Source organism: Candidatus Paceibacterota bacterium (assembly GCA_036517255.1).
Lineage (GTDB): Bacteria > Patescibacteriota > Minisyncoccia > Phycocordibacterales > WO2-35-19 > DATDXE01.
This window is the reverse complement of the sequence record DATDXE010000001.1, coordinates 15788-38555: the sequence shown is the minus strand read 5'-3', so window position 1 is coordinate 38555 and position 22768 is coordinate 15788. Positions and strand designations below refer to the sequence as shown.

At 39.3% G+C, this 22768-nt stretch carries 24 protein-coding genes; 12 read left to right on the top strand and 12 right to left on the bottom strand.

The genetic code is table 11. The features are described 5' to 3' along the window. A partial coding sequence (locus VJH67_00215; GenBank protein HEY4515604.1) for a hypothetical protein occupies positions 1-4539 on the bottom strand: 4539 nt, incomplete at its 3' end. A gap of 335 nt (positions 4540-4874) precedes the next feature. On the opposite strand from VJH67_00215, the gene VJH67_00210 reads away from it, so the two are divergent. Then, positions 4875-5117, top strand: a complete 243-nt coding sequence (locus tag VJH67_00210; protein ID HEY4515603.1) for a helix-turn-helix domain-containing protein — start codon at positions 4875-4877, stop codon at positions 5115-5117. A gap of 1 nt (position 5118) precedes the next feature. On the opposite strand, the gene gatB is transcribed toward VJH67_00210, so the two are convergent. From gatB to VJH67_00170, 8 genes are all read right to left on the bottom strand, one after another. Then, positions 5119-6576, bottom strand: coding sequence for an Asp-tRNA(Asn)/Glu-tRNA(Gln) amidotransferase subunit GatB (gene gatB, locus VJH67_00205; protein ID HEY4515602.1), 1458 nt, complete (start codon positions 6574-6576; stop codon positions 5119-5121). After that, positions 6566-7225 (bottom strand): VTT domain-containing protein, encoded by a 660-nt coding sequence (locus tag VJH67_00200; GenBank protein HEY4515601.1) that lies wholly within the window; start codon positions 7223-7225, stop codon positions 6566-6568. The genes gatB and VJH67_00200 overlap by 11 nt, the downstream gene beginning before the upstream one ends. Positions 7226-7290: 65 nt before the next feature. After that, a complete protein-coding gene (locus tag VJH67_00195; GenBank protein HEY4515600.1) occupies positions 7291-7815 on the bottom strand; it encodes an NUDIX domain-containing protein in 525 nt (174 codons plus the stop codon). A 15-nt stretch (positions 7816-7830) separates the two neighbouring features. After that, entirely contained in the window at positions 7831-8430 is a 600-nt protein-coding gene (locus VJH67_00190) for a class I SAM-dependent methyltransferase (protein ID HEY4515599.1), read from the bottom strand. Continuing rightward, positions 8423-8875: an NADAR family protein gene (locus VJH67_00185; protein HEY4515598.1), complete on the bottom strand. Its 453-nt coding sequence runs from the start codon at positions 8873-8875 to the stop codon at positions 8423-8425. The genes VJH67_00190 and VJH67_00185 overlap by 8 nt, the downstream gene beginning before the upstream one ends. Positions 8876-8879: 4 nt before the next feature. Beyond that, positions 8880-9482 carry an alpha/beta hydrolase gene (locus VJH67_00180; GenBank protein ID HEY4515597.1) on the bottom strand — a complete coding sequence of 201 codons (603 nt, stop codon included), beginning with the start codon at positions 9480-9482 and terminating at the stop codon, positions 8880-8882. After that, a complete protein-coding gene (locus VJH67_00175; protein ID HEY4515596.1) occupies positions 9479-10075 on the bottom strand; it encodes a hypothetical protein in 597 nt (198 codons plus the stop codon). Before VJH67_00175 ends, VJH67_00180 begins: the two co-directional genes overlap by 4 nt. A 75-nt stretch (positions 10076-10150) precedes the next feature. After that, positions 10151-11197: a histidine phosphatase family protein gene (locus VJH67_00170; protein ID HEY4515595.1), complete on the bottom strand. Its 1047-nt coding sequence runs from the start codon at positions 11195-11197 to the stop codon at positions 10151-10153. A gap of 165 nt (positions 11198-11362) precedes the next feature. Between VJH67_00170 and VJH67_00165 the strand changes: the two genes are divergently transcribed. The 3 genes from VJH67_00165 (at position 11363) to VJH67_00155 (ending at position 13496) form a co-directional block, all read left to right on the top strand. After that, positions 11363-12085, top strand: coding sequence for a helix-turn-helix domain-containing protein (locus tag VJH67_00165; GenBank protein ID HEY4515594.1), 723 nt, complete (start codon positions 11363-11365; stop codon positions 12083-12085). A gap of 84 nt (positions 12086-12169) precedes the next feature. Continuing rightward, the gene (locus tag VJH67_00160) at positions 12170-12829 is read left to right on the top strand and encodes a protein phosphatase 2C domain-containing protein (GenBank protein HEY4515593.1); all 660 of its coding nucleotides are present in this window, start codon (positions 12170-12172) and stop codon (positions 12827-12829) included. 1 nt (position 12830) lies between these two features. Continuing rightward, positions 12831-13496: a hypothetical protein gene (locus tag VJH67_00155; GenBank protein HEY4515592.1), complete on the top strand. Its 666-nt coding sequence runs from the start codon at positions 12831-12833 to the stop codon at positions 13494-13496. Here VJH67_00155 and VJH67_00150 read toward each other — a convergent pair whose 3' ends face one another. After that, positions 13497-14651 carry a hypothetical protein gene (locus VJH67_00150; GenBank protein HEY4515591.1) on the bottom strand — a complete coding sequence of 385 codons (1155 nt, stop codon included), beginning with the start codon at positions 14649-14651 and terminating at the stop codon, positions 13497-13499. A gap of 13 nt (positions 14652-14664) precedes the next feature. Further along, the gene (locus VJH67_00145) at positions 14665-15447 is read right to left on the bottom strand and encodes a protein kinase (protein HEY4515590.1); all 783 of its coding nucleotides are present in this window, start codon (positions 15445-15447) and stop codon (positions 14665-14667) included. 101 nt (positions 15448-15548) lie between these two features. Between VJH67_00145 and VJH67_00140 the strand changes: the two genes are divergently transcribed. The 5 genes from VJH67_00140 (at position 15549) to VJH67_00120 (ending at position 18476) form a co-directional block, all read left to right on the top strand. Beyond that, complete coding sequence (locus tag VJH67_00140) at positions 15549-16199, top strand: hypothetical protein (protein HEY4515589.1); 651 nt, start codon at positions 15549-15551, stop codon at positions 16197-16199. Positions 16200-16419: 220 nt separating this feature from the next. Beyond that, positions 16420-17031 (top strand): hypothetical protein, encoded by a 612-nt coding sequence (locus VJH67_00135; GenBank protein ID HEY4515588.1) that lies wholly within the window; start codon positions 16420-16422, stop codon positions 17029-17031. A 114-nt stretch (positions 17032-17145) separates the two neighbouring features. Continuing rightward, positions 17146-17397, top strand: coding sequence for a hypothetical protein (locus VJH67_00130; protein HEY4515587.1), 252 nt, complete (start codon positions 17146-17148; stop codon positions 17395-17397). 1 nt (position 17398) lies between these two features. Continuing rightward, positions 17399-17875, top strand: coding sequence for a hypothetical protein (locus VJH67_00125; GenBank protein HEY4515586.1), 477 nt, complete (start codon positions 17399-17401; stop codon positions 17873-17875). A 184-nt stretch (positions 17876-18059) separates the two neighbouring features. Then, entirely contained in the window at positions 18060-18476 is a 417-nt protein-coding gene (locus VJH67_00120; GenBank protein HEY4515585.1) for a hypothetical protein, read from the top strand. 49 nt (positions 18477-18525) lie between these two features. Here VJH67_00120 and VJH67_00115 read toward each other — a convergent pair whose 3' ends face one another. Continuing rightward, positions 18526-18888 carry a hypothetical protein gene (locus VJH67_00115; GenBank protein HEY4515584.1) on the bottom strand — a complete coding sequence of 121 codons (363 nt, stop codon included), beginning with the start codon at positions 18886-18888 and terminating at the stop codon, positions 18526-18528. A gap of 248 nt (positions 18889-19136) precedes the next feature. Here VJH67_00115 and VJH67_00110 point away from each other — a divergent pair, with 248 nt between their 5' ends. From VJH67_00110 to VJH67_00100, 3 genes are all read left to right on the top strand, one after another. Further along, a complete protein-coding gene (locus VJH67_00110; protein HEY4515583.1) occupies positions 19137-19862 on the top strand; it encodes a hypothetical protein in 726 nt (241 codons plus the stop codon). Between the two features lie 390 nt (positions 19863-20252). After that, positions 20253-20945 carry a hypothetical protein gene (locus VJH67_00105; protein HEY4515582.1) on the top strand — a complete coding sequence of 231 codons (693 nt, stop codon included), beginning with the start codon at positions 20253-20255 and terminating at the stop codon, positions 20943-20945. An 88-nt stretch (positions 20946-21033) separates the two neighbouring features. Beyond that, complete coding sequence (locus VJH67_00100) at positions 21034-22725, top strand: recombinase family protein (protein HEY4515581.1); 1692 nt, start codon at positions 21034-21036, stop codon at positions 22723-22725. Positions 22726-22768: the final 43 nt, after the last annotated feature.

Sequence of the window (22768 nt, the reverse complement as noted above, 5' to 3'; positions counted from 1 at the left end):
GCCTAAAGTTGTTTGACCTGTGACTGCTAATGTCCCTGTTGCCGTAATGTTCGCTGCAGTCAAATTACCATTGAAGAATCCGTCACCCGCTACGCTCAACAATGCGAAGGGACTCGTCGTCCCGATGCCGACGTTGCCGCTCTTTGTAATTCTCATTATCTCATTCCCAGTTGAGACACTTTCTGTCCCAGCAGTATTATTAAGATAAAATGCCAAATCTCCTCTACCATAAGAATCAGTCCTTACAAAACCCAAAGCACCTTTTACTCCGTATATCTGACCCTCACCAGCATTAAACCCTATGCCCGAAATATCTCCATTATTCCCCGTCCCATAGTTGGTCACTTGCAAGACATTGAACTGCTGAGCTGTGCCTGTGTCATAAATAGATAATTTGCTCGCTGGACTCGTCGTCCCGATGCCGACGTTGCCGCTCTTTATTACTACACTTGCCCCAGTAAACGCCGCATCTGTGATGGTTCCACCCAGACCCAAGTTTCCTGAAGTATCAATTTGCAAACGATTAGCAGATTGCGCTATGTCGCGAATAAGAAAATTATTGTTCGCTCCCGCCACTCCAACACTCGTCCCCCAACGATGAGTACCATTTGATAATTCAATATATGGATTAGTCGCCTGAACAGTTAAATTACTACCGGGATTCGTCGTCCCGATGCCGACGTTGCCGGTGCTTATAATTCTCATTCCCTCAACCGCAGTTCCACTTGTCTTTGTTCTAAATACGATTGCCGAAGCTGCGTCGTTATATCTGTTGTCGATATAAGTCGGACCGCTTGCTTGTTGAGAAATGTCAGTTCCAAGGTTAGTGTTATAACCCAATCTCAATACTGAGTTGCCAGTTGCGTCCCCATTGTTTATCCATCCCCCGACAAAATCGGCCGAAGCGACAGAAGAATACACATGCAACTTTTGTCCAGGTCCCGTCGTCCCGATGCCGACATTGCCGTTAGTTGTTGCAAGATACGTTGATCCAGAAACAGTAAGACCAGTGGTACTTGCATAGCCTAAAGTTGTTTGACCTGTGACTGCTAATGTCCCTGTTGCCGTAATGTTCGCTGCAGTCAAATTACCATTGAAGAATCCGTCACCCGCTACGCTCAACAATGCGAAGGGACTCGTCGTCCCGATGCCGACGTTGCCAAGATTATTTATCCTCATCCATTCCGAACCAGCCGTAGCTAATGCCAAATAATCAGTGGCTACACTGGATTCTGTATGACTATACTTAATATACCCCGCCGCATCACTTGCTACGTCCCCAAAACTAATCTGCTGGAATGCGTTCGTCGGTGAAGCATTGCTATTTTTTAGCAAAATTTGAACATTGTCATTTGCATGTCCCGTTTCCAACTTGATTCGTCCACTCGTCCCATACACATGAAGTAACTGTGCTGGCCCCGTCGTCCCGATGCCGACGTTGCCGTTTGTATCAATGACCATAAAGGTGCTTTGGGTTGGTGCATTGGTGTATTCACCAAAATGAAGTTCGTGGTTATCATTTCCTTTTAACACACTTTTTATAAAGGTCCCATCAGTCCCGGCAACACCAGAAAATTTTATCGCACTATATGTATCTGTTGTAACATTTGGGTTTGCGAGCACCAAGCCCCCTACATAATTATTTATTGTAGTTGCTGAATTATTTTCACTTGAATACACCTCCAGTTTCACCCCTGGCGCAGTAGTGCCAATACCGACGTTGCCGCTTGCCGCTACATACAATGAATTTGCAGTCGCAGTTTGGTTGACAGAGAAAGCTGCGTTGTTGCCGACAGTGAGACCGCCAAGGAATGTGGAAGTAGCGGTAGTGGAAGTAGCAAGGAGGTTCCCCACAGTCAGTTGAGTACCAGTAGCGATGAGAGAGAGACCGTCAGCACTGGAGGTGATGATGGAATTGTTAGCGAAAGAAGTTGCGTTGGTTCCCCCTTTGGAGACAGAGAGAGTGCCAGTTATGGTGGAGAGAGTGGTGGTGGCGACATATGTTGGTACACCATTCGACATGGCGAGAACGAAACCATCCGTACCATTTGCGGTAACAGAGAGTGTACCGTTGCTTCCAGAGGTGGTGACTAGACCGTTGGTTGTGAGGTTGGAGAGAGTAGCGATGTTTTGAGAAGTGTTGACCGTGACAGCGTTCGTGGCTCCAGAGTATGTGAGACCAGTGGAGAAGGTAGTGGTGGCAGAATTAAATTTGGAGAAGTCGGCGGCTGCTAGACAACCGAAGACGGAAGCAGAAGCAGTATCACAATTGAGAGCGCCAGTAGTGATGGTGAGACCAGTGCCTGCGAGGTTGTTCACTGATTCTGCATTCACAATGAGGTTGGTGGTGCTTGCAGTGGAGAAGGAGGAGTATGTGGATGAGGCGAAGGTATTTGAGAGTCGAGGCAGAGTGGAGATATTGGTAGTCGAAGTAGCAAGGAGGTTCCCGACAGTCAGTTGAGTACCGGTAGCGATAAGGACACCGGAAGAATTGGTAGTGACGACAGAGTTGATTGGTAGAGCAGCAAGAGAAGAGAGAGGGACAGCAGAGACAGTGAGAGCGCCACTAGAGTTCACGAGACCGGAACCCAAGAGGTTGTTGAAGGATTGACCGTTGATTATGAGATTTGTGGTGCTTGCAGTAGCGAAGGAGGAGTAGATGGTTGAGGAGGAATAGAGAAAATTCACAGAAGAAGTCGCAACAAAGTTTGCTGCAGTGACGGTGCCGCCGTCGAAATATCCTGAGCCAGCGACACTGAGCTTGTAACCGGGATTGGTTGTGCCGATGCCGACATTGCCAATAGTTCCGCTAGTCGTCATGACAGTAAATCGTTGTGTGCCGTCACTATCAGAGACCGTAAAATCTTGAGTGCCATTAACACCGACATATGCACTCGCATCTCCATTGCGATAAAATTCTAAAGCATAATCATCTCCAGAATCAAATCGAGTTCGACCACCTGATACTTCCAACTTCGCTTTTGGACTCGCAGTACCAATACCCACATTGTTGGTCGAATAATCATAAACAAATCCGGAAGTTTCGATCGCCAAACCGCCTGCAATTGTCGATGTGGCAATTGTCGATGTGGCAATGAATGATGCTGAGGTGACGGTGCCGCCATCGAAGTAGCCAGAGCCGGCGACGGAAAGTTTGTAGCCGGGAGTGGTGGAGCCGATGCCGACATTGCCGCCAGCACGCCAAGCGTGAGTGCCGTCGGTAGTCCAAGTGCCAACAGCAGAGCCACCGACAAGATTGCCAGCCCAATAGAGGTCGCCATTGTTGGTGTTGTAAAGACGACTGGAAGTGTCGCTTGGCACGCCGATCGAAGCGAGATAGAAAGCGCCATCGAGAGTCAGAGTGTCGTACATAGTAGTCGTGCCGACTGCGAGCCAATCAGTCGCTGTAAGATCGGCAACGGTAGTCGAGCCTAAAACAGTGAGATTGCCTGATAGATCAGTCGCACCAGAGACAGAGAGAGAAGTGAGAGAGGCCGAACCGGAAAAAGAAGAGTTGGTGATAGTAGCTCCATCGAGACTGGTGATAGGGCCGCTCAACCTATCGACGATCACATCATTCTGACGAGTGACATAGTAACGATTGACGTTTGAAGAGACGGTAGAAATAAAATTATTTCTCAACTCTTCTATTTTTTGATCGATGTACGATCGATCAGAGCTAGAGACGATGACAACCTGTGATTTGGAATTATTTTGAGAATTAGTTTTAGAACTAATCTGAGACTGACCAGATTCGATAGTAACTTTGTTCGAAGAACTAACATTGTTATCAAGCAAACCTCTAGCAATCATCTCTCCTTTTACCCAACTAAAAAATTTATTTGCCACATAGGTGGTACTCCTGCCCCACAAGCCGGTAGTGCCAGAAACTACAGAATTTACTCCTTCGGCAAATATTCCAGCCGCAGCCTGATAACCGATGGTCGGCTCTTCAATACGAGTCAAATTTTTTCTGATCGGCTCTTCGAAAAAAGTAAGAGAGGTAAAAAGAATCAGTACCGCAGCGAAAGCAGCAGAAACAGAAAGGAAGTTTTTATTAAAATCCCAATTCTTTTTAGGAGAAAAAGAATTGGGATTTTCAAAATTATTTAGAACAGAAGAAACTGGAGAAATTATTTTTTTAGTAGGGATAGCAGGAAATAACAGTTCTTTCTCCTCAGAAGAGTATTTTATTCCAGAAGAAGGTTTTGACTGAACAATAGCCACATACTGAGGAACTTCAGTAATTTTTTTAGGTTGAATGAGTTGAGTTCTTTCCTCAGCTTTAACTTGAGCCTCAAGATTTTTCCGTTCTGTTAATCTCTTCTTCGATAGGTATCTAGAACTTATAGCTTGAAAATTTTGCTTGTGTTCAAGAATAGAATTCTCTACAACATACCAACTATGACCAACACGGATTGCTTCAACCTTTTTAGCTCTACAAAGCTGGCCGATATAGTCAGTTGTATAACCAGTCCGAGATGCAGCTCGTTTAGACGAGATGAAGGTTTTTCCGTTCTGAATTAAAGGTTCTTCCACATTTATAATTATAAAACTTATTCATAAATAATGATTATAAATAAGATCATTTTTTGGGGATAAGTGAGAGAATAATTTTTAATTTTTAGTTCTTAATTTTTAATTAAATTATATAAGGCTTCTCGTGTTTTAATGATTAGAATGCAATCAAGAGAGAAAAGATTTATCAAAAATTTATAAACTAATTAATTGTAGACTGAATAAAAATTGAAAATTACAAATTGATAATTAATTTAGTTATCCACATTTCTAAACATTACTATCTTCTAATAATCTTTATTACCGTTTATACTAATGTTTAGTAAGGTTTATATAGGTTATAATCAATAAAAACAATGAGTAATTTTATAAAAATAAAAGATGCGGCAAAAGTACTAGGAGTATCCATACCTACTTTAAGGAACTGGGATGCGGCTGGGAAGTTCAAGGCACATCGCCACCCGATGAATAATTACAGAGTATACAAAGTCGAGGACTTATACCGAATAATAGAGGAAATTGAAATATCTGATTCGTCAATACAAAGAAAAAAAGATGCCGTGAAGAAATTGGCGGTCAGACATTTGGAGGAAGAGTAACTTAACTGAGTTTTTGTTCTAAAATTTTTCTGAGCAAACTAGGATTACCAGAACCTTTCGATAGCTTCATGCCCTGCCCTACAAGAAATTGTAGGGCAGAAGTTTTACCTTTTTTATATTCTTCTACAATATTTTTATTTTGAGAAATAATTTCTTCAACTATTTTTTCTACCGTAGCTTCATCTAAGATTTGCAGTAAATTATTTTCCTTGGCTATTTCTGCTGGAGAAACATCCGACTCAAACATTTTAATCAGTATGTCCTTCGCTCCGCGTGAGGAAATTTTATTTTCTATCACAAGCCTTAAGAGCCCTGTGAAATGTGAGGCGGTGATTTTACCCAAACCACTTAAACTAGATGCCCTTGAGGCAAGGTCGCTTACAATATAATTTGAGGCAAGCTGATTGAAAGAGCTCTCCCCCACCTTAACAACACTCTCAAAAAAATCACTTAGAGTTTTATTGCTAATATAAAATTCAATGTCAGTTTCTTTAATCCCAAAATTGCTTGCGAGCCTTTGCCTCTTCTCTTCCGGAACTTCTGGTAATTCCCCTCTTAGAGCCTCAGTATTAAATTCTGGAATTTTAGAAATATCTAATTTAGGTAAATCTGGATCAGGAAAGTATCGATAATCGTGAGAATCTTCTTTTATTCTTTGTGAGTAGGTTTCCTGTTTGACCTCATTCCAACCGCGGGTCTCCTGCACTACTTTTTCGCCCCTCTCTAAAACTTCCGCCTGTCTTTTTATTTCATATTCGATAGCTCGCTCTGCTGATTTAAAAGAGTTGAGATTTTTTATTTCTACTTTGGTCCCGAGCACCGATACCAAGGGTGCCCCTTTGCCCGAACCAAATGGCAAAGGGGCACCCTTGGTATCCTGCGCAACTGAAATATTAACCTCTACTCTCATTTCACCCTTTTCCATGTTGGCCTCAGCCACGCCTAAATACTGTAGTAGTAGTTGCAGTTCTTTAGCAAAACGAGAAGCCTCTTCTCCAGAATGAATATCTGGCTCTGTCACAAGCTCCATGAGAGGCACTCCAGCCCGATTGAAATTGACTAGACTTTTATCCTCTGAGTGTACAGAGGTGCCTGTGTCTTCCTCCAAATGAATGCGAGTAATTCTGACATCAGCAAGCTCTCCCCCTAAAACAAGGGGATTTTTGTATTGACTAATCTGATAGCCTTTGGGAATATCCGGATAAAAATAGTTCTTGCGGTCGAATTCTGTTAAGCCAGCTAATTTGCCGCGAACAGCTAGCCCAACTTTCAAAACACTCTTGACCGCTTCCTTATTTATAACAGGAAGTGCACCTGGATGGGCCATGCAAACGGGACACACATTTACATTGGGAAGAACCTCGTCCGGATCGTTCTTGCAGGAGCAAAACATCTTTGTCGCCGTCCTAAGCTCTGCGTGGATTTCAAGTCCTATTGTAGGTTTATATTTACTGTCCATTATCCTCAATATACCTTATTTTCCGCCTCGAAAAAAGGATAGCAATAAAAATAATAAAGCCTGCCATAATGAGTAAGAGCCCTAGTTTTTCAAACCTCGATATCGTCTCTGCATACTTATAATAAACATTACCTACCTGCCAACCTATGGCTCCCATAGCGAGAGCCCGTAAAAACATCCCTATAAAAGTAAGTGCTAGGTATTTCCAAAGCCGCATCCTTATAAATCCACAAAAAGCAGATATGGCGACAGAAGGTACGAAAGGAATGATCCTAGCTCCGACCACCGCGAGCTCATCCCTTTTACTATTTTCAAACTTTAACCTCATCTTCTCCACATCGCCCCAATTAAGACCGATCCATTTGCCCCACTTATCCAAGAAAACTTTACCCCCCCAATAAGCAATACCGTAAATCAAAAGTGATCCTACCGCTACCCCAACCCCAGCAGGAACTGCTACATAAAAGATAAGTTTTAAGATACTAGCCATACTGGCTGGCCCAGAGATAAAAAGGAATCCTGCCGTCATCATAACAAGGGACGATGGAATCGGAGCTATAATTTCCTCGGCTACAGAAGCTAAAAAGACTCCTCCTGCCCCAAGAGGAATGATGACCTTTTCAAGAAAAATGAGGAGACTTTCGATCACGAATAAATACTACCACAAAACTCATGCCCCATGGCATTTTTTGAAATGTGTCCGAAATGGAAGCATTATTTTAAGGTTAAATTACTGGTAGTATCATAGCCGAGTTCTTTGGCTCTTGCCACAGCCTTTTTCATAAAATAAATCCAATGATCATGGTCCTTATTTTCGTTCCAAGATTCCCAATTAGATACTATTTTTTCGGCTGTAGCCCATTCTAAAGTAAATGTCTCGTGAGCTTCCCTATGTACTGGCACTTCCCTGGTAGATTTCAGTATCACAAGAAAACAAGTTGCTTTGGCTACTCGATTCACATTTTTCAGTATATTCCGATAGTGGGTGAGCGCCTCTGCAATTTTCTCAATATACAGAAAATCGTCTAGGCCACTTTCTTCTGTCACTTCCCTAAGTACTCCTGCCTTAATATCCTCTTTGGGATCAACTCCTCCAGAAAAAAGCCCCAGTAAACCATTCTGATGTTTATTTACTGCATATTTCTGGCTTTTTGGATCAAAGACAACTCCACAACCGCCATCTCGGCGTTCCTCGTTTTCTCTTTTTGTGCCAAATTCTAGAATGGTTTCGTTATTCATATTGATAAGCTAAAACTATTCCTTTTTCAAGATAACTTCAAGCCAAATGGTTCTGCCCTTTTTCAGAACTTCAGATTTTATAATTGAAAAATCTTTAACTAATTCTTGAATATCTTGCTCAGAATAATGGTAGTAAGTCCTTATTCCAAACTCACTTTCTTCAGTTACCTCTTTGTATTCAGGACTATGCTTAAGAGAAATACGAACAACTCCCCCAGTATTCATAGACTTAAATAATTTTTCGAGAATATCTTTAAACTCTCCCTTAGTAACATGAATGAGAGAGGCAAAAGCAAATACAATATCTAAACCATTTGAAAATTCAAAGGAAGCTATATCAGCTACTTCAAAATTGGCTCCTGGAATTTTCTCTCTAGCCAACCTTATAAGCTCCCCCGAAATATCAATGCCTAAATAATGATTTGTCTTTTTAAGAATTTCTACAGCATCTCTACCATTACCGCATCCAATTTCTAAAACATTAGGATTTTCTTTATTTACCAAAGCAAAAGTTTCTTCAATATCGGAAATTCTTGCCCCTAAACTATCAAATTTATCTGCTAAAGCTTTAGCACTTTTATTATAAGTATCAACTGTTTGAAGTTTTTTATCCATTGTTTTTTAGTTCTTTCCTAATCTCCATCCACATTCGACCCATGTTATTTAGACCTTTACCATCTTCCCCGTCATCCCAAAAGCCATCCCCTGGCGGATAAGTAGTAATGTGTTTAATAATCTGCAAATCACCAGAATCAATTAGAGCTTTGCGGATTTCTTCATGCTGATCGGCTTTTAGTCTCATAAGATTTTTCATAACTTCCAGCTTGTATTCCTCTTTTTTGAAATCTGGAATTTGGAGATGCTTATATTTAGTCGAGGCTTCCCATGCTTTTACTGGACTTCTAGCATTCCTGATTTCCTCAACAATTTTCTTGTCAGTATACCTTTGACATTGGTAAGCATGCTCGACTGTGGGGTATAGAACCCCGTCCACTTCAATAGCATGGGCGGTATAAGGCGATAAATATATAGCGAAGATTTCTAGTGGAAGAGTTTTCATATAGTTATTTAATCAAATTTAGGATGTCTTCCACAAGTTCGGGAAGTTCTTCTTGATTTAGATGTTTTCGGTCGGTAAATATTCTAGTCTTGGCATTTGGTAAGGCATTTTTATATCTTCCTAAATCAGAAAAAGGAACTACCGGGTCATCTTCGCTGTGATAAAGATAAACATTTTCTGTTTGCAAGTCTAACTTTGGTGGCAGTGAGAAACCAGCCAAACCATACCCTTCCGAATCTTTATCATAAACAGCACCTACAAGGAAGACTGCTTTAATCTTTTTTGGAAATTTATTTAAGGACAAGTATTTTGCCAAAAATGAACCACCCAGAGAATGCCCAATAAGAATAATGTCTTCGCTCAAAAAAGGGATCAATTTTTCAAACCAAAGTTTCCATTCTTCAAACCTAGCGTTAGTTTTGTTTGGCATTACAGGCAAAATAACCTCATATTCTTCTCCTAATTTTTCTCTTAACCCAGGCTTCCAATCATCTTTATTTGTTTTGTATCTTTCAATATTAATTTCATGTTTCCTGAGAAAATCTAGATACTCCTCATATTCCTTAAAAGTATCTCCCCCATGTATAACAATTATCTGCTTTTTCATATTTTTTCTTTTATTTCATCCCAATGCACTACCTCCGCCCAGTTAGGAATAGGAGTTTTAAGAACTGATTCTTTTGCTTCTTCTGTTGCTAAATAATGGTCAACGCCTTCGTAAATAACTTTAGTATAATATCCTCGCCAGTTTAATTCTTGGAGAGTAGAGAGAACACAGCAGTCGATGGTCAGACCAAAAAGAACAGGAGTAACTTCTTTTGGACTGCCGAAGTTTTCTTCAAGCCACTTTCCGAATTTTTCTGTATCTTGGTATGGAAGCCCCGCTATTTTTTCGGGATCACCAATATTTCCTCTAATCCAAATTGGAGAATTCATGCACTTAATCCATTGAGATTTAATTATTTCTTTTGGAACTATTGATTCATAACCCCAAGTGCCAGGAATACAACTTTCATCCCTATCTCCTGGGCGAGGTTGTCTGTAATCAGAAACTATTTCGTTTACTTTAATATTTTTCTCTTTAAGAAACGGAAAAACATTCTCTTTTAGAAAATCTGTGCAGGGTCTATGAACATAATGCTTACCTCCTTCTGTTGCGAAGTCGTTTTGGAGGTCTATAGCTAGAAGTTGGTATTTCATACGATCAGTTTAGACAAAATTTGCCTAAAAAGAAAGCCACTGGATTTTTTACCAGTGGCAAGTTTTGTAGGTCTGTTACTTTGGAACACCCTGAAAGGAACATTGGGACTCTAGCCAAGGAAGAAAATCTTTTGGGTGTCTTTTCATCATCCAATTTCCTCCATCAGATCTGGCTCCATAGAAATCATGGGTCATGAAGTTCTCAACGACCTCGGTTAAATCCTCTAGCGGCTGACTGTGGCGACCCACGAAACCATCTCCTGTGATATACATGACATCGTAATCATCACAGGCATCTTGCCATTCGTAGACCTTTATCCGTTGTTGAGTTTGTCCGAGCTTACTTATAAGCCCATGCCAGCGATCCGTGGTCATGAAGGACTTCAGATCCTGAGTGGCTTTCTCAACTTCTTCCGGAGTTACCCAAGAATCATGCTCGTACCATTTTTTCATACGAGATCTGGTCACCTTTGGTGGTTCAACTTGAGGTACATAATTATCGGTGACCAAAACCAAACGATCATTCTTTTTCTCCATAACTGTCACCGAGGCATTCTTGAACTTGTTGTTTTTGTATCTGGCTTCAGCGTCAGCCAGTGAGTGGCCGCACATTAATCGCCACAGAAAGATCATCCAAGTTCCATGCCCAACGATAAGTATCCTCTTGTCTCCGTAGAACTCACGCAGGTGTGACAAGAAAGAGCAGATCATAAGCTCTATATCAGTGCCGTTTTGCCCACCGGGAGCTCTGTAGTGATACCAACCCTCTCTTTCACTGATAGCCCGTTCCTTCGGATAATACTTGTCTACATCTTCCTCAGTCATGGCGTGCCAAATACCTCGCCACAATTCGTCGAGTCGAAATTCAATATTTGGCGTTACTTCTGGGTACATCAAGGAGAGGGTCTCCTGCGTGCGAACAAAAGTAGAGCAGAGATAGGCATCAAACTTGCCATATTTTGCTCTCAGATATTCGCCTGTCACTCGAGATTCCTCCTTTCCTTTTTCCGACAAAACAAATTGGTGGTTGGCTTTGTTCTCAAAAGAGATGTCTGTAGGGCCTTTAACATTACCCTCAGATTCTCCGTGACGAACCAAAACGATCAATGATGGTAAACTCATATTTTCTCCTTTTTCAAAGTTCAACTTCTAATAACAAGGTAGTAGAGAAATACTTTCCTCGCTTGGAGATGTCGTCAATTTGATGTATTTTTTGTTATCTTCTAAAAAGACTTTAAAATACAAGCTTGCAAGTGAACCAGAAGTGTACTAATATCAGTTCGCTTTATGAAAGAAATAAAAGGAGTTTTAAGACAATTAGGATTTAGCGGTATTGCCGAGAAAATTTACCTTACCCTTCTCAAAAAGGGTTCTTGCTCTATAGCTGAATTGGCTCAATTAACAGGTAAACATAGACCGGCTATATACAAGAGCTTGCCCGAACTTACATCTTCCAACCTCGTAAGCAAATTTGTGAAAGGTAAGAGAATTGTCTACAAAGCAGAATCACCTGCCACTATTTCCGCTCTATCTAAAAAACAAATTGAAAATGTAAATCTAGCTTTACCAACTCTACTTGATGTTTTTCACAACAAAGACAGGAAACCCAAAATTTCCTTTTTTGAAGACAAAGAAGGTATCGCCACTGTCTATGAACAGCTTATATCTGGAACTAAAAAGGGGGAGGTTGTTTACCGCTATGAATCACCAAAAGATTACAAGAAGAATAAACGCTATTACCCATCACTTTATTGGAAGCGAGCTGGAGCTACGGGGGACATAGATAAATATGTAATCACAAATCTTAAAACTCACGAAAAGAGACATAAAAATTTGAACAGGTTTTCAAAGGCAGTGAGTATTCCTTTTGAGGACAACATCACTCAAATCATCGGGAATGGGAAAGTGATTTTTATTGATTACGATACCGAGACTGCAGTTGTTATAGAAAATGACAGATTTGTAGATTTTCAGAAATCTATTTTTAAGATGCTTTTTGAGAAGCTTTAGAAAGATCAGATAAAAAAGCTAAAGAGTGTCTATTTTGTAGATTGACTTAGGCACAAAATAGCTAATAAATGTTAAACTTAAGGTATGGAGACAAAAAACTATATAAGTGATTCTATAAAGGGAATTGAAAGAAATGATAACAAAGATAGGATATTTACAACAAAATGGGGTGAATCATTATTGTCAGTGCTTTTTGATGGCATAAGCTCTGCACCAGAAGCGAACAAGGGAATAGATCTAGCAGTAGATTATATTGAAAAAAATTACATAAAACTATCTTCATTAAATATATACAATCTTTCTGATATGATGTTTGAATCTAACTTGATAATTGCAGAGTCAAATTTAGATAGTCCTTTTACTACATACAGTGCAATATATATTTCTGGTAAAGAGAACTTGGCAGTAATTTCTAATCTTGGGGATTCACGCATATACGAAATCAGTCCACAATATATCAAGCAATTATCCGAAGACGATAGCCTTATGCATAACAAAAATGTTGTCACTAAATACTTGGGAATGTTAGAATTAGAGAGAGAAGATTTTTCTGACCTTCAAGTAGATATAAAAGATAAGAAAATGTTACTTTGTTCAGATGGTTTTTATACAATACTAGAAAAAAATCTATCAAGATTTCATAGTATATTAAATTTTAAAAATTCATTGAACATAAAAAAATCTCTTTCTGCTGAAATTAAAAATAAAAATCTAGATGACTCTTCCTATATCTTGATTTATTAATATGAATACAACTTTTAAATCTGAGAGAGAATTAGTATCTTGCATAACATCTTATTTGGACTTGAACAATGATTCTTTCCTAAAAGGAAGAAACCAAAAAGTTTTTACTGAATTAAATTTAGGATATGGTATAGCTGATGTCGTAGCCGTAAGCTACGATCAGACAAATTTGCAGAGAAAAAATTTTCTAGCTTATTTTGACATATCCTTATTGAACCTAATTGGAAAAGAAAAAAAAGTGTCTTTTGATGATATTGTATACATTACAAAATCTCCAGAGAAAAAAATAAGGTCTGCATTGTCTTCTTTGATGGAAGAAGAATTCATTATTTATAGGAAAGGTCACTATATATCACACAAAAAATACCAAGATATATTAACGGATTCAGTAGCCATAGAAGCCAAACTCCATAATTGGAAACAGGCTCTTAAACAAGCTTACAGATATAAATGGTTTTCAAACAAATCATTTGTATTTCTCCCCTACGAAAATATAAAAATTCCATCTGAAAATATTGAGATATTTAAGAAATATAATGTTGGTTTAGCAAGTGTCTCAAGAGATAGGGGTATTGAAGTAATATATACGCCTGTTGAAACCGCTCCCGTATCAGAGAATATGAGAATAGCTCTTAACGAACACTTACTATTTCAGACTGATTTCTGATTATTTTATTACCGATAGCCATGTTGCCAGATGGTAATTAGAACTTTCATCGTCTAGATATACTCCTTTTGATTCAAGGTCATGGTATAGCCCCCTTGATTTCTCCACAATCTCAATGAAATATTTTGAACGATTAGAAACCTCTCTAGAGTTTAGTTCTTTAAGTTGTCTTGAAATTTCAACTAGATAATTTTTATGAACATCTGGTCTATGTGTATTCCATTGATACCCCTCAGTCAAGATTACATCGGAAAATACATTATCTTGATTTTTTATAAGATTTAAGAGTCCTTTGCCACGAAAGATTTCTATTTGACGAGCTTTAATAAAATTAAGAATCTTCCCAGAGTAATACCAACCCTCAGAAGCTCCCCCATTACTTTCTTCGGTAAACCTTTTTATGCTAAATTTCCGAAGATTTTCATAAGTACCAATAGTAATATAATCAATGTCTGCCATGGTAGAAAAAACCAGAGCATCGATATTAGAAAATCCAAGCATGGTTTTAAAATCCTGCTTTTTCAATGTAGTAAGAATTTTACTAAGATTTATATAGTATTTATAATCAGTACTAATTTTTTTCTTAAATTCTAAGTTTGATTCACATACCACATAATATCCATCAAAACAAATGTCCATATCCGTCAATTCTTGTAATAGTTTTTCAACATCGCTATCATTATCAATTACTGAACCAATAATAGGAATGGTCATGAAATATAAAATATTTTCTTTTCTTTCTTTTGAAATTCTCTTATTAATTTCTTTTATAAGACGCCCGGTTCTATCAGGATTTTCTGGATCTATATATATATTTGGTATCAATATATTTTTAAAACCGAGTTTTTCTTGAAATTTAACTCCAGCCATAACAGCATCAAGTGTGCTGACCTCAGTATCTTCTGTCTTGTGATTTATCGGATGGAACCCATATGTATCGAGCTTGCCCCCTAATGAGTCCTTACCTGCGTAAAATTGAAGATCCAAAAAAGAAACGGGTAAATATTTGTCTGGCGAATATCCACTTAAAATCTGCCCTATTTTTTCTTTTTCAATACTAAATGCGGACAATATAAAACCATCACCAATATTATTTTCGAAAAATGCATCTAGTGCCCATTTATGATTATGACCGAGTTGATGTAACAATTTCATATTGATAAGTATATTATAATGTTTTGACAAGCATCTCTACATTCCTAGGTCGGCCTGACGGATTAATCATTAAGGTAGCAAGAAAAAAATTGTTTAGCGAATCATTTGGTATGAGATCAAAAATATTATTTTTACTTAAAAATTTTTGCTCGATTTCTGCCTTGGTATTACCAAATGGATGTTTTTGATAGTAAAGTCTATACGCAATAACGCCTAAAGAAAAGAAGTCTGTACGATAACTTATTGTATTTTTATCTCGACTATATTGCTCGGGAGCGGCATAATCCCAACTCATAGGCTGGCTATCTCCAGTAGCAGTGAGTGATTGCGCCGATAAATCTCTTGCGATCCCAAAATCTAATATGACAGGTTTATTAGATTCAAGAATTTTTATGTTTTTTGGCTTAAGATCTCTGTGTATAATTCTTTCGACCCAAATTGGCTTTAATATGTGGGCAACATTTTTAATTAAATCTTTAACCTTGCTTACATCACCCTGATATGAATTCATAATATCCTGAAGATCAGGGGCATCGATGTATTCTTCGAAAAGAATTGGTTTACCTTGATAATCTTCAATTTTAATTATTTTTGATATCCCATCTACAGAATTAAATCTGCTTAAAATATCCAATTCCTGTATATCCCTAGAAGTGCAGTCAATAAAGACTTTCATTGCCATCTTTTTACCGCTCTTGTCTTTAATAATGTAAACAGTCTTTTGCCCACCATTAAAACAATTCAGCACTTCCGCTATGTCATATCTCTTTTGAAAATCTACTGTTAGTGTCTGCATTTAAAATGATATTAGCATCTTCAATAATTTACTGCACTACCCATGCAGTAATTGTGAAAAACTCCTATTTTAATCCATTTTGTAGGTGAAATAATGTATGAGTGGAAGAAACATTGATAATAAATAATCATGATGACTTGCTAGTCCTCGAAGATACAGCTGTAATTGCCACTGCAAGTGGAGTACAAGTTAGAGATATTGCATACACTGTTTTAGACCCATTTTTCGGAGAATTTCATGTGCAGAAAAGTGCCAATGCGTGGTGGATGGATAGAAGAAAAGTCGAAAAACTTATTGCCGGCTTTAAAAGTAATTTACCCGTTACGGCAGCTTGGGTTTATGCCGAAATCACCAAAGGTCAGTGGCAATATTTTAACGAGATACACCCTGAGTTTTCTGCCATAAAAGATGCTTGTGAAGATGTGGCGGAAGGAAAGCAGATGATCAGATTTATGAACACCTTAAACGAGGAGGGTGTGAAAGATTTAGCGACCGTCAGATGGTTTTTGGAAAGACGACATCCTAGATTTGCTCAAAAAGCTCGTGTGCCGGATGGAACAGAAGTGCTACAACCCCAGATAAATAATGTGAATATTGCTACAGGTATTCAGATAGATACGAAGGAAATAATAAAAGCTCTCAAAGAAGCCGCCCGAGAGGTATTTGGAACAGATGAAGGGGTTGATGAATTAATAGCTAACGGAATCGTGTCAGATTTATCGCAAGGGCATAATAAGGTAAAAATGGAGTAAAACTCTCAACCCCGAGGCACCCAAGGGCAAATATTGGGTGATTTAGGGAGTTAACTAAGTAAATATGTCTTGAATATAGTCATCCAGACATTTTTTGAGTCGCTATTTACAAACTTACAAAATACTTGCAAAATCTTACAATTTTGATACAATGCGGCCAGAGTCACTGAACTGTGACCACTGGGTTTTCCCAGTCCGTTCCTTGAACTAGGAGTGCAAAATGTTCCGAAAGAAACAACCTATTCTGACTGCCACATACTGTAGTCAGTTGGAGAACATTCGTCAGGCCATTGAAGTGTTTACCGGCAAAAGGGTCTCAATCGGGCAGATGGATTTCAATACCTGCCATGGCAAGGTTAAGGTTGGAGTAGAGGAAAAGGAGGGAGTTTTTGTCTTTGGCAGGAACGATCTTCTTGATTTCAACCTTCATCTTAATCCTGTCGACAACAGTCGATGGATTACTGCTCTGTTTGAAGATGGGAAGGCTAAGGTCATAGACCAAGCCAGACCCAACAAGCGGAGAGGTGGCCAAGTTACGATGCGGTGGGTCGGCTATTCCTTCATCGATCGCTGGGAAGAACCCCTCCATTTGAGACAAGTAGAGATAGATGCCGGTAATCATTACCTTTCCCTAGAAAAGTATCTGGACTTGCCGCCTGCATACTTCCATCAACTGCGAGTTGGTGATATCTTCGTCTGCGATCCGGGCACCCAGCGGCACATCGTAGTCGATGGGGTCAATGGACCCAATTTTGCTATTCCACTCACCGGCGACTTCAGCGGGACACGAGTGTACCTTGCTGAATACGCTGAGGTGCGGAAAGTGGAGTGAACATTCTTTTCGATTCTTTTGGTGGCCGAGCAAACCTTCGGGAATGCTCGGCTCCTGTCTTGGTCCCGCAGAATTTTTGTGGGACGATTCAGGAGAAAGGAGAAGTTCTTTGATATGGGATATATACTTGGAGTTTTTGCCAGCACCCCTCTCATTCTGGCTGGTCTAAAAAAGCCAGCTAGTGCCAATTTTGTCTTGATCGTTCTGGCAATTCTTCTTGCGTGGTTCGTTGCGTTTGTATTGAAAACCACGAGAGACGGTAAGCCAAATGTTGTGAGGCAGATGTTTATCACCTGGTCAGTCTGCGCCGGCCTCAGCATCATTGCTTGGCCGATCGTTGACTATTTCAGAATGAGAGGTATGTGAAATGGAACTTTGCTACGGCACAGATAAAAACATCCGCCGGCAGTATTCTCTGACTCGGCAGGAAGAACAAGGAGTCGCAGAACAAGGAGAGGATTTCGTTGCTCGCCAAATGCATTCGGTTGTGATCGAGATCAGCAAGCTCGGTGCAATCGACTACAAAATGCATCCTGATTTCTTTAAGGCCAACAGCCTTATCTGGATCTGGGTGCAGATGAATGTCGAGCGAGTCCAGTCGAACATCTACATTCTCATGGCTCGGCAGAGAATCTTCTCAATCAACGAGCTTGCTCAGAAGTTGGGAATGAATCCTTCATTTGTCGGCAGGCTTCTGGGGATGAAGGATGCCATCGGTTTTGGAGGATGGAACATCGACAATGTGTTTCGTCTCTCGTCTGTTCTCGATGCTCGCCCAGAACTACTTCTTCAGGCAAACCTCGCACAGGCGGTGTCAAATGAAGTGGTCAACTGGCAAATCTGACAAGTTCTTTTCATCGGCCTGATCCAGCATTATCGGATCAGGCCTCGCTTAAAGTATTTTTACAGAAGAATATTTTAAGGGAGAAATCCCTGTTGTAGTTCTTTCAAAACTGAGGCCTCTAGGCGGGCCTGTCAAACACATACGCCACCTTCCTTGAAGTTTAAGGATTGTAGAAAGGAGCTTTATGCTCAAAAAGTTGGAATGTAAGATAGAGAAAATTCTGGCTCGATCAAAGGTTCAGTTATCGGATCGAGACTATGGGCTTCTGTTAGATCGAGGATTTATGACAAACCTCGGACCTTTTGCCGGACTGCCTCGGATTGGCGATGTATTTGCCTTAACCGAATGTACAACAGCAGAAGGTAAAAGCGAGATTCACATCCACTATCTTCTTGGGAGATACCCGAGCCGTGGTTGGACTCTTGGACTTTCTCAACTCTATGGCAAAAGATTTGTTCTCAGAGAAAAGGAGTCTCTGGGTCCTGAATGGGCGATCATCACAATTCCCGAGAGAAAACCACTAATTCGAGATCATCAACGCTTTCTGCAAGGAGAAGCTCGGAAAATCGCTCGCTCTATCACCAAAGCATATCTTGATTAATACCGCCCCGAGAGCCGTTCGCTTTCCGGGCGGCTTTCATTTATAAAATTTAGGCAAGTGCGATATAAATAATCCAAAAAACAACTACCACACAAATACCGATAATGGTTTGTCTGCGTTTGGCTTTTTTAAGTAGAGGATCTTCAGGTTTTTGATGTTCGATAAAATCATCCGGGTTCTTATCTTGGTCTTTTAATAATTTCATCCCCACAGGAGTATCAGTGGGTATTAAATTATTCTGACCACAAGATGGACATGTTTTCTGCCAGGAATTACGACGCCAGATTGTGTAAATGATTCCTGGGATAATAAAGGTTAGCCAAAGGATGACTTCTATTAGACCATTGCCTTTCATTTTTGACTTTGGATCTCCAATAAATCCACAAGAGGAACAAATTAGTTTTTGAGCCATGTTATTTTAATAATTTATAAATATATACAAAAAGCCCCCACGGTAGAGCCGAAGCTCTCATACCAGTTTCCCGATATGGCGTATAAGGCGACCCGTGAGGGTTCTTTGTGCCTTATACGACTTTCTTCACTTTTCGCCATGTCAGTCCATAGGGCTGATTTAGGCTACTAAGTTTTATATTTAGTTGTGACTTCATATTATCAGTATTGGCATTTGAAGCCAAGCTACAGAAGGAGTAATATCGGGGCATGAGCAATGACAAAAAGGTCTCAGTTTTCTTTGAGAAACTGGATAAAAATAAACTTTTCCAAATAAAGATACGCAATATTCGAGCTGGATTTGGTATTGAAATTGATGGGTATAATTCTCTAAAAGATGGGTTTGGGTGGTTATTGAAAAAGGAATCGTGGGATGAAGATATGTTCAAAAAGAATGATGTGGATTATCAAAAACTTCAGAGTTTTAATAAGGCAAAACAGAATTTAATTGGAGACTTCAAAATACCACTAAGCTTTGTTGAATTTTTAGAAAGCAAAATAGTTTTTTCTGATAAAGTTCTAAAGAAATATTTCCTACCGAATAATTTTGGTTGCCTTCTTATTGAAAGCAGATTCCAAGATCAAGAATTCAATCCTGAAGAATACTGGAAAAAATCTGGCGAGCCATATGTAAAACTATTGATCCACAAAGGAGCCTCGAGAGACAGCGTTAAGGAATATATTTCTAAAAATTGGAAGAAAATTGAAAAGATTATTGGAAAAGAAGTACGAATCAGAAAAAGACCAATGTCTGAAAGGGATGGTCTCATTTTTGATTTTTCTAAAAAATCCAATGAAGCATTGGGTATAAAGCAATACGAAAAAAGCCGAGATATTGTGATTGCAAGACTAATGAAAGAAAACGGGTTTAGTGAAGTCACAGCCGAGATTGTCAGAAAGGTCGTATCACTGCAAAAGAAATTGCAGAGTTTGTGATTTTTAATTTGGAAGTTAAAAGTAGTCTACAGATTTTGTAGGTAGATTTACCATTGGCACTAGGTTCGCAGAAATGCGGCCTGCAGTGGCCACTCATAACAAACCGCCGAGTCGTCACTGCCTCGGCGGTTTGTTAATTATGAACACAAAAATTAATGAACAATTATTAGCATCAGCAGAAAAACTTGCAGAAATTATTTCAAGGATAATTCCGCAAGTAGTACAGAGAGAAGTTGAAAAGTCGAACTTAATTTCTCCCTATTATTAGAAAAGGTAACTGAGGCAAGTCTTTCTTGCCTCGACCCTGGGAATGTTGGCGAGGTTAAGTATGGTGAGGATTCTAAAACCATTCCTAGGATTGAGGCCGGAAAGACAAACCAAAAAAGAAAAATGACAAAACGAGAAATGGACTTAATAGTATCAAGTCTTTCAAAAAGACCGATAGCATTCCATCAAATATATGCGAAAGCACTGGGTGGAATAAATTCAGCTTTATTTTTCCAGCAGATATATTTCTGGGGAGATAAAGGCTGGAGAGAAGATGGGTACATATACAAGACAAAAAAGCAGATTGAAGGAGAAACAACACTTTCAATCAAGCAACAAGACCGTGTCAGAAGATTATTAGAAAAAATGGAGGTAATAAAAACTGAGCTTATAAAAGTTAATGGTTCTCCCACTCTGCATTACAAAGTAGACCTGGATATCCTATATAAGAGGATAATCGAATACTCCAAAAAGGAAGAAACCTCTATTACAGAGAATACAACAGAGAAGAATGTTTTCTCTTCAAAAAAAGAGAAAACATTTATTTCCTCGAAGGTAAAAGACGAAAGAATACCTAGAATTATAGAGAAATTCAGGCAGATGTGTCTAAAAGAAGTCAGCGTTGAACCTGTATTTGGGGTTGAAGAATATAAGATGGTCTCTAGGGCATTAAATAGCTTAAAAATGACGGAGGATAAAATCTATAATCTATTTAGGTGGTGGTTTGCACTAGGCAGATCAGATGAGGAGACAATTCATCTAAGAAAGGCTTTGTCTACTTATCAAATCAACAATTACAGGATAATAAACAAGTAACGGTTGGATGCTACCCACAGAATTCCTGTGGGTATGGGTAAATTGAAGTTAACATCCCTACCCTATTAGCAGTTAATTAAAAAGAAAAATGAACAATGTAGAAATGGAAACTAAAAACCCCTCAACTTTTCAGGGCGAAGGGCTTCTAGCAAACGATGAGCAGATTTTGCTTTCGTCGCTTCAAATATACAAGCGACGAGAGGCAAAAGCAACTGCATCAGTAAAGAAATTAAGAGCGGTGATTTATGCCAGAGTCTCCACCAAAGAGCAGGCTGACGAAGATAAAACATCTCTTCCAGCTCAATTAGAAAAGTGCAAGGCTGTCATAAAATCCAAAGGCTGGGAATTCATAGAAGAATACCAAGATGGAGGAATTTCTGGTCACCTTACAGACGAGCGGCATGGATTGCAATCAATGCTTAGAGATGCCAGAGAAAAGAAATTCGACTTAATCGTAGTTAAAGATTTTGACAGATTTGCTCGCAATAAAGATTCAGCCGCTATTATCAGGCAAGAATTAAAAGAGTTGGGTATCCAAGTTTACAGCTTGAATACTCCGATTGAACCGAGGTCGAGAAACACCTACGATCCGGATGAGGATGATATGGCTACCATCACTGAGACCATCTCTGATATGCGATCAGATTTAGAGCGTAAACAAATTCGCAGAAGAATGAAAGAAGGGAAAGAAAATGTAGCCAAAGCTGGCTCTCTGCCAAATCGAGTTCCTTATGGGTATAAGGTCAATAGGTATTTTGAAGGACGAAAGGCCAAAAGAGAGATCGTGATTGATGAGGAAGCGGCCAGTCGTGTTAAATTCATATTTTCTGAATTTATTTCAGGAAAGGGAGTAAGGAAAATCACGATTGAAATGAACAATAAAGGTTGGAAATCTCCTAAAGGTGGATTATGGTCAAGCAGAGGGATAAAGTATATTTTGGGAAATGCGGTATATATTGGCAAAGTTTTGTGGGGTTGGAGGCACGCAAAATATGCGATTACTAGGGAGTGGATTGCTAAAGGCAGAGAGGGTTATATGGGAAATGGTAACCATCAACCAATAATCGATAGAGTAATTTTTCTGAAGGCACAGGAAATCAGAGCCAGCAGAAACAGAGGAGCTAGGGGCGGAGTTGAAAGATCGAGAGGGATACTTACTGGCATAGCCAAGTGCATTCGTTGCGGCCATGGAGTCAGCTATCAGAAAAGAAGACATTCACGGAAAAATAAAAATCCAAATTGGAATGACACCGTCACCCATGAATATGTCTGTACTGGGTACAAGTATTCTGGGATTTGTAGTCCTAGAGTTATGTCTGCGACAAAACTTGAATCAGAAGTTCTGAATCACATCAAAAATCTCTACTGTCATCCGAAAGTTCAAGAGAAAATCGTGTACGATAGAAATGATTATATAACTGGCGACCGAGAAAAAGAGATCAAGAGGTTAGAAAGAGAAATCATGCTCTATCCAGAAAAGGAAAATAGACATCTTGAGGCTTATGAGAAAGGGGTTGAAAGCCTAGAGCAATACCAAAATAGTATTGCCCGATTAAGAGAAGAAAACATGAAAATGCATGTGGAGAGGGATAGTCTCACATCATTATGTTCCCTCTCCGCACAAAAGGAAGCGGTAATGGCAAAATTGGTCGAATCGATGAAAGATTTCGATACCTTTTGGAATGCGCTCCAGCTCGATGAAAAGAAGCTTATATTGCGATCAATTATCAGAGAAATACGAGCAGGTGACGGAAAGGTTGAAATCGATTTTATCTTGTAAACTAGGGCTTATTTAGCGATTTAGGAGGTTAGAGAAAGAGCTA

Bases quoted from the DNA above. Each gene is read 5' to 3' on its own strand.
- VJH67_00210 (HEY4515603.1), top strand. From the start codon at position 4,875: ATGAGTAATTTTATAAAAATAAAAGATGCGGCAAAAGTACTAGGAGTA.
- gatB (HEY4515602.1), bottom strand. From the start codon at position 6,576: ATGGACAGTAAATATAAACCTACAATAGGACTTGAAATCCACGCAGAG.
- VJH67_00195 (HEY4515600.1), bottom strand. From the start codon at position 7,815: ATGAATAACGAAACCATTCTAGAATTTGGCACAAAAAGAGAAAACGAG.
- VJH67_00190 (HEY4515599.1), bottom strand. From the start codon at position 8,430: ATGGATAAAAAACTTCAAACAGTTGATACTTATAATAAAAGTGCTAAA.
- VJH67_00185 (HEY4515598.1), bottom strand. From the start codon at position 8,875: ATGAAAACTCTTCCACTAGAAATCTTCGCTATATATTTATCGCCTTAT.
- VJH67_00180 (HEY4515597.1), bottom strand. From the start codon at position 9,482: ATGAAAAAGCAGATAATTGTTATACATGGGGGAGATACTTTTAAGGAA.
- VJH67_00175 (HEY4515596.1), bottom strand. From the start codon at position 10,075: ATGAAATACCAACTTCTAGCTATAGACCTCCAAAACGACTTCGCAACA.
- VJH67_00170 (HEY4515595.1), bottom strand. From the start codon at position 11,197: ATGAGTTTACCATCATTGATCGTTTTGGTTCGTCACGGAGAATCTGAG.
- VJH67_00165 (HEY4515594.1), top strand. From the start codon at position 11,363: ATGAAAGAAATAAAAGGAGTTTTAAGACAATTAGGATTTAGCGGTATT.
- VJH67_00160 (HEY4515593.1), top strand. From the start codon at position 12,170: ATGGAGACAAAAAACTATATAAGTGATTCTATAAAGGGAATTGAAAGA.
- VJH67_00155 (HEY4515592.1), top strand. From the start codon at position 12,831: ATGAATACAACTTTTAAATCTGAGAGAGAATTAGTATCTTGCATAACA.
- VJH67_00150 (HEY4515591.1), bottom strand. From the start codon at position 14,651: ATGAAATTGTTACATCAACTCGGTCATAATCATAAATGGGCACTAGAT.
- VJH67_00145 (HEY4515590.1), bottom strand. From the start codon at position 15,447: ATGCAGACACTAACAGTAGATTTTCAAAAGAGATATGACATAGCGGAA.
- VJH67_00135 (HEY4515588.1), top strand. From the start codon at position 16,420: ATGTTCCGAAAGAAACAACCTATTCTGACTGCCACATACTGTAGTCAG.
- VJH67_00130 (HEY4515587.1), top strand. From the start codon at position 17,146: ATGGGATATATACTTGGAGTTTTTGCCAGCACCCCTCTCATTCTGGCT.
- VJH67_00125 (HEY4515586.1), top strand. From the start codon at position 17,399: ATGGAACTTTGCTACGGCACAGATAAAAACATCCGCCGGCAGTATTCT.
- VJH67_00120 (HEY4515585.1), top strand. From the start codon at position 18,060: ATGCTCAAAAAGTTGGAATGTAAGATAGAGAAAATTCTGGCTCGATCA.
- VJH67_00115 (HEY4515584.1), bottom strand. From the start codon at position 18,888: ATGGCTCAAAAACTAATTTGTTCCTCTTGTGGATTTATTGGAGATCCA.
- VJH67_00110 (HEY4515583.1), top strand. From the start codon at position 19,137: ATGAGCAATGACAAAAAGGTCTCAGTTTTCTTTGAGAAACTGGATAAA.
- VJH67_00105 (HEY4515582.1), top strand. From the start codon at position 20,253: ATGACAAAACGAGAAATGGACTTAATAGTATCAAGTCTTTCAAAAAGA.
- VJH67_00100 (HEY4515581.1), top strand. From the start codon at position 21,034: ATGAACAATGTAGAAATGGAAACTAAAAACCCCTCAACTTTTCAGGGC.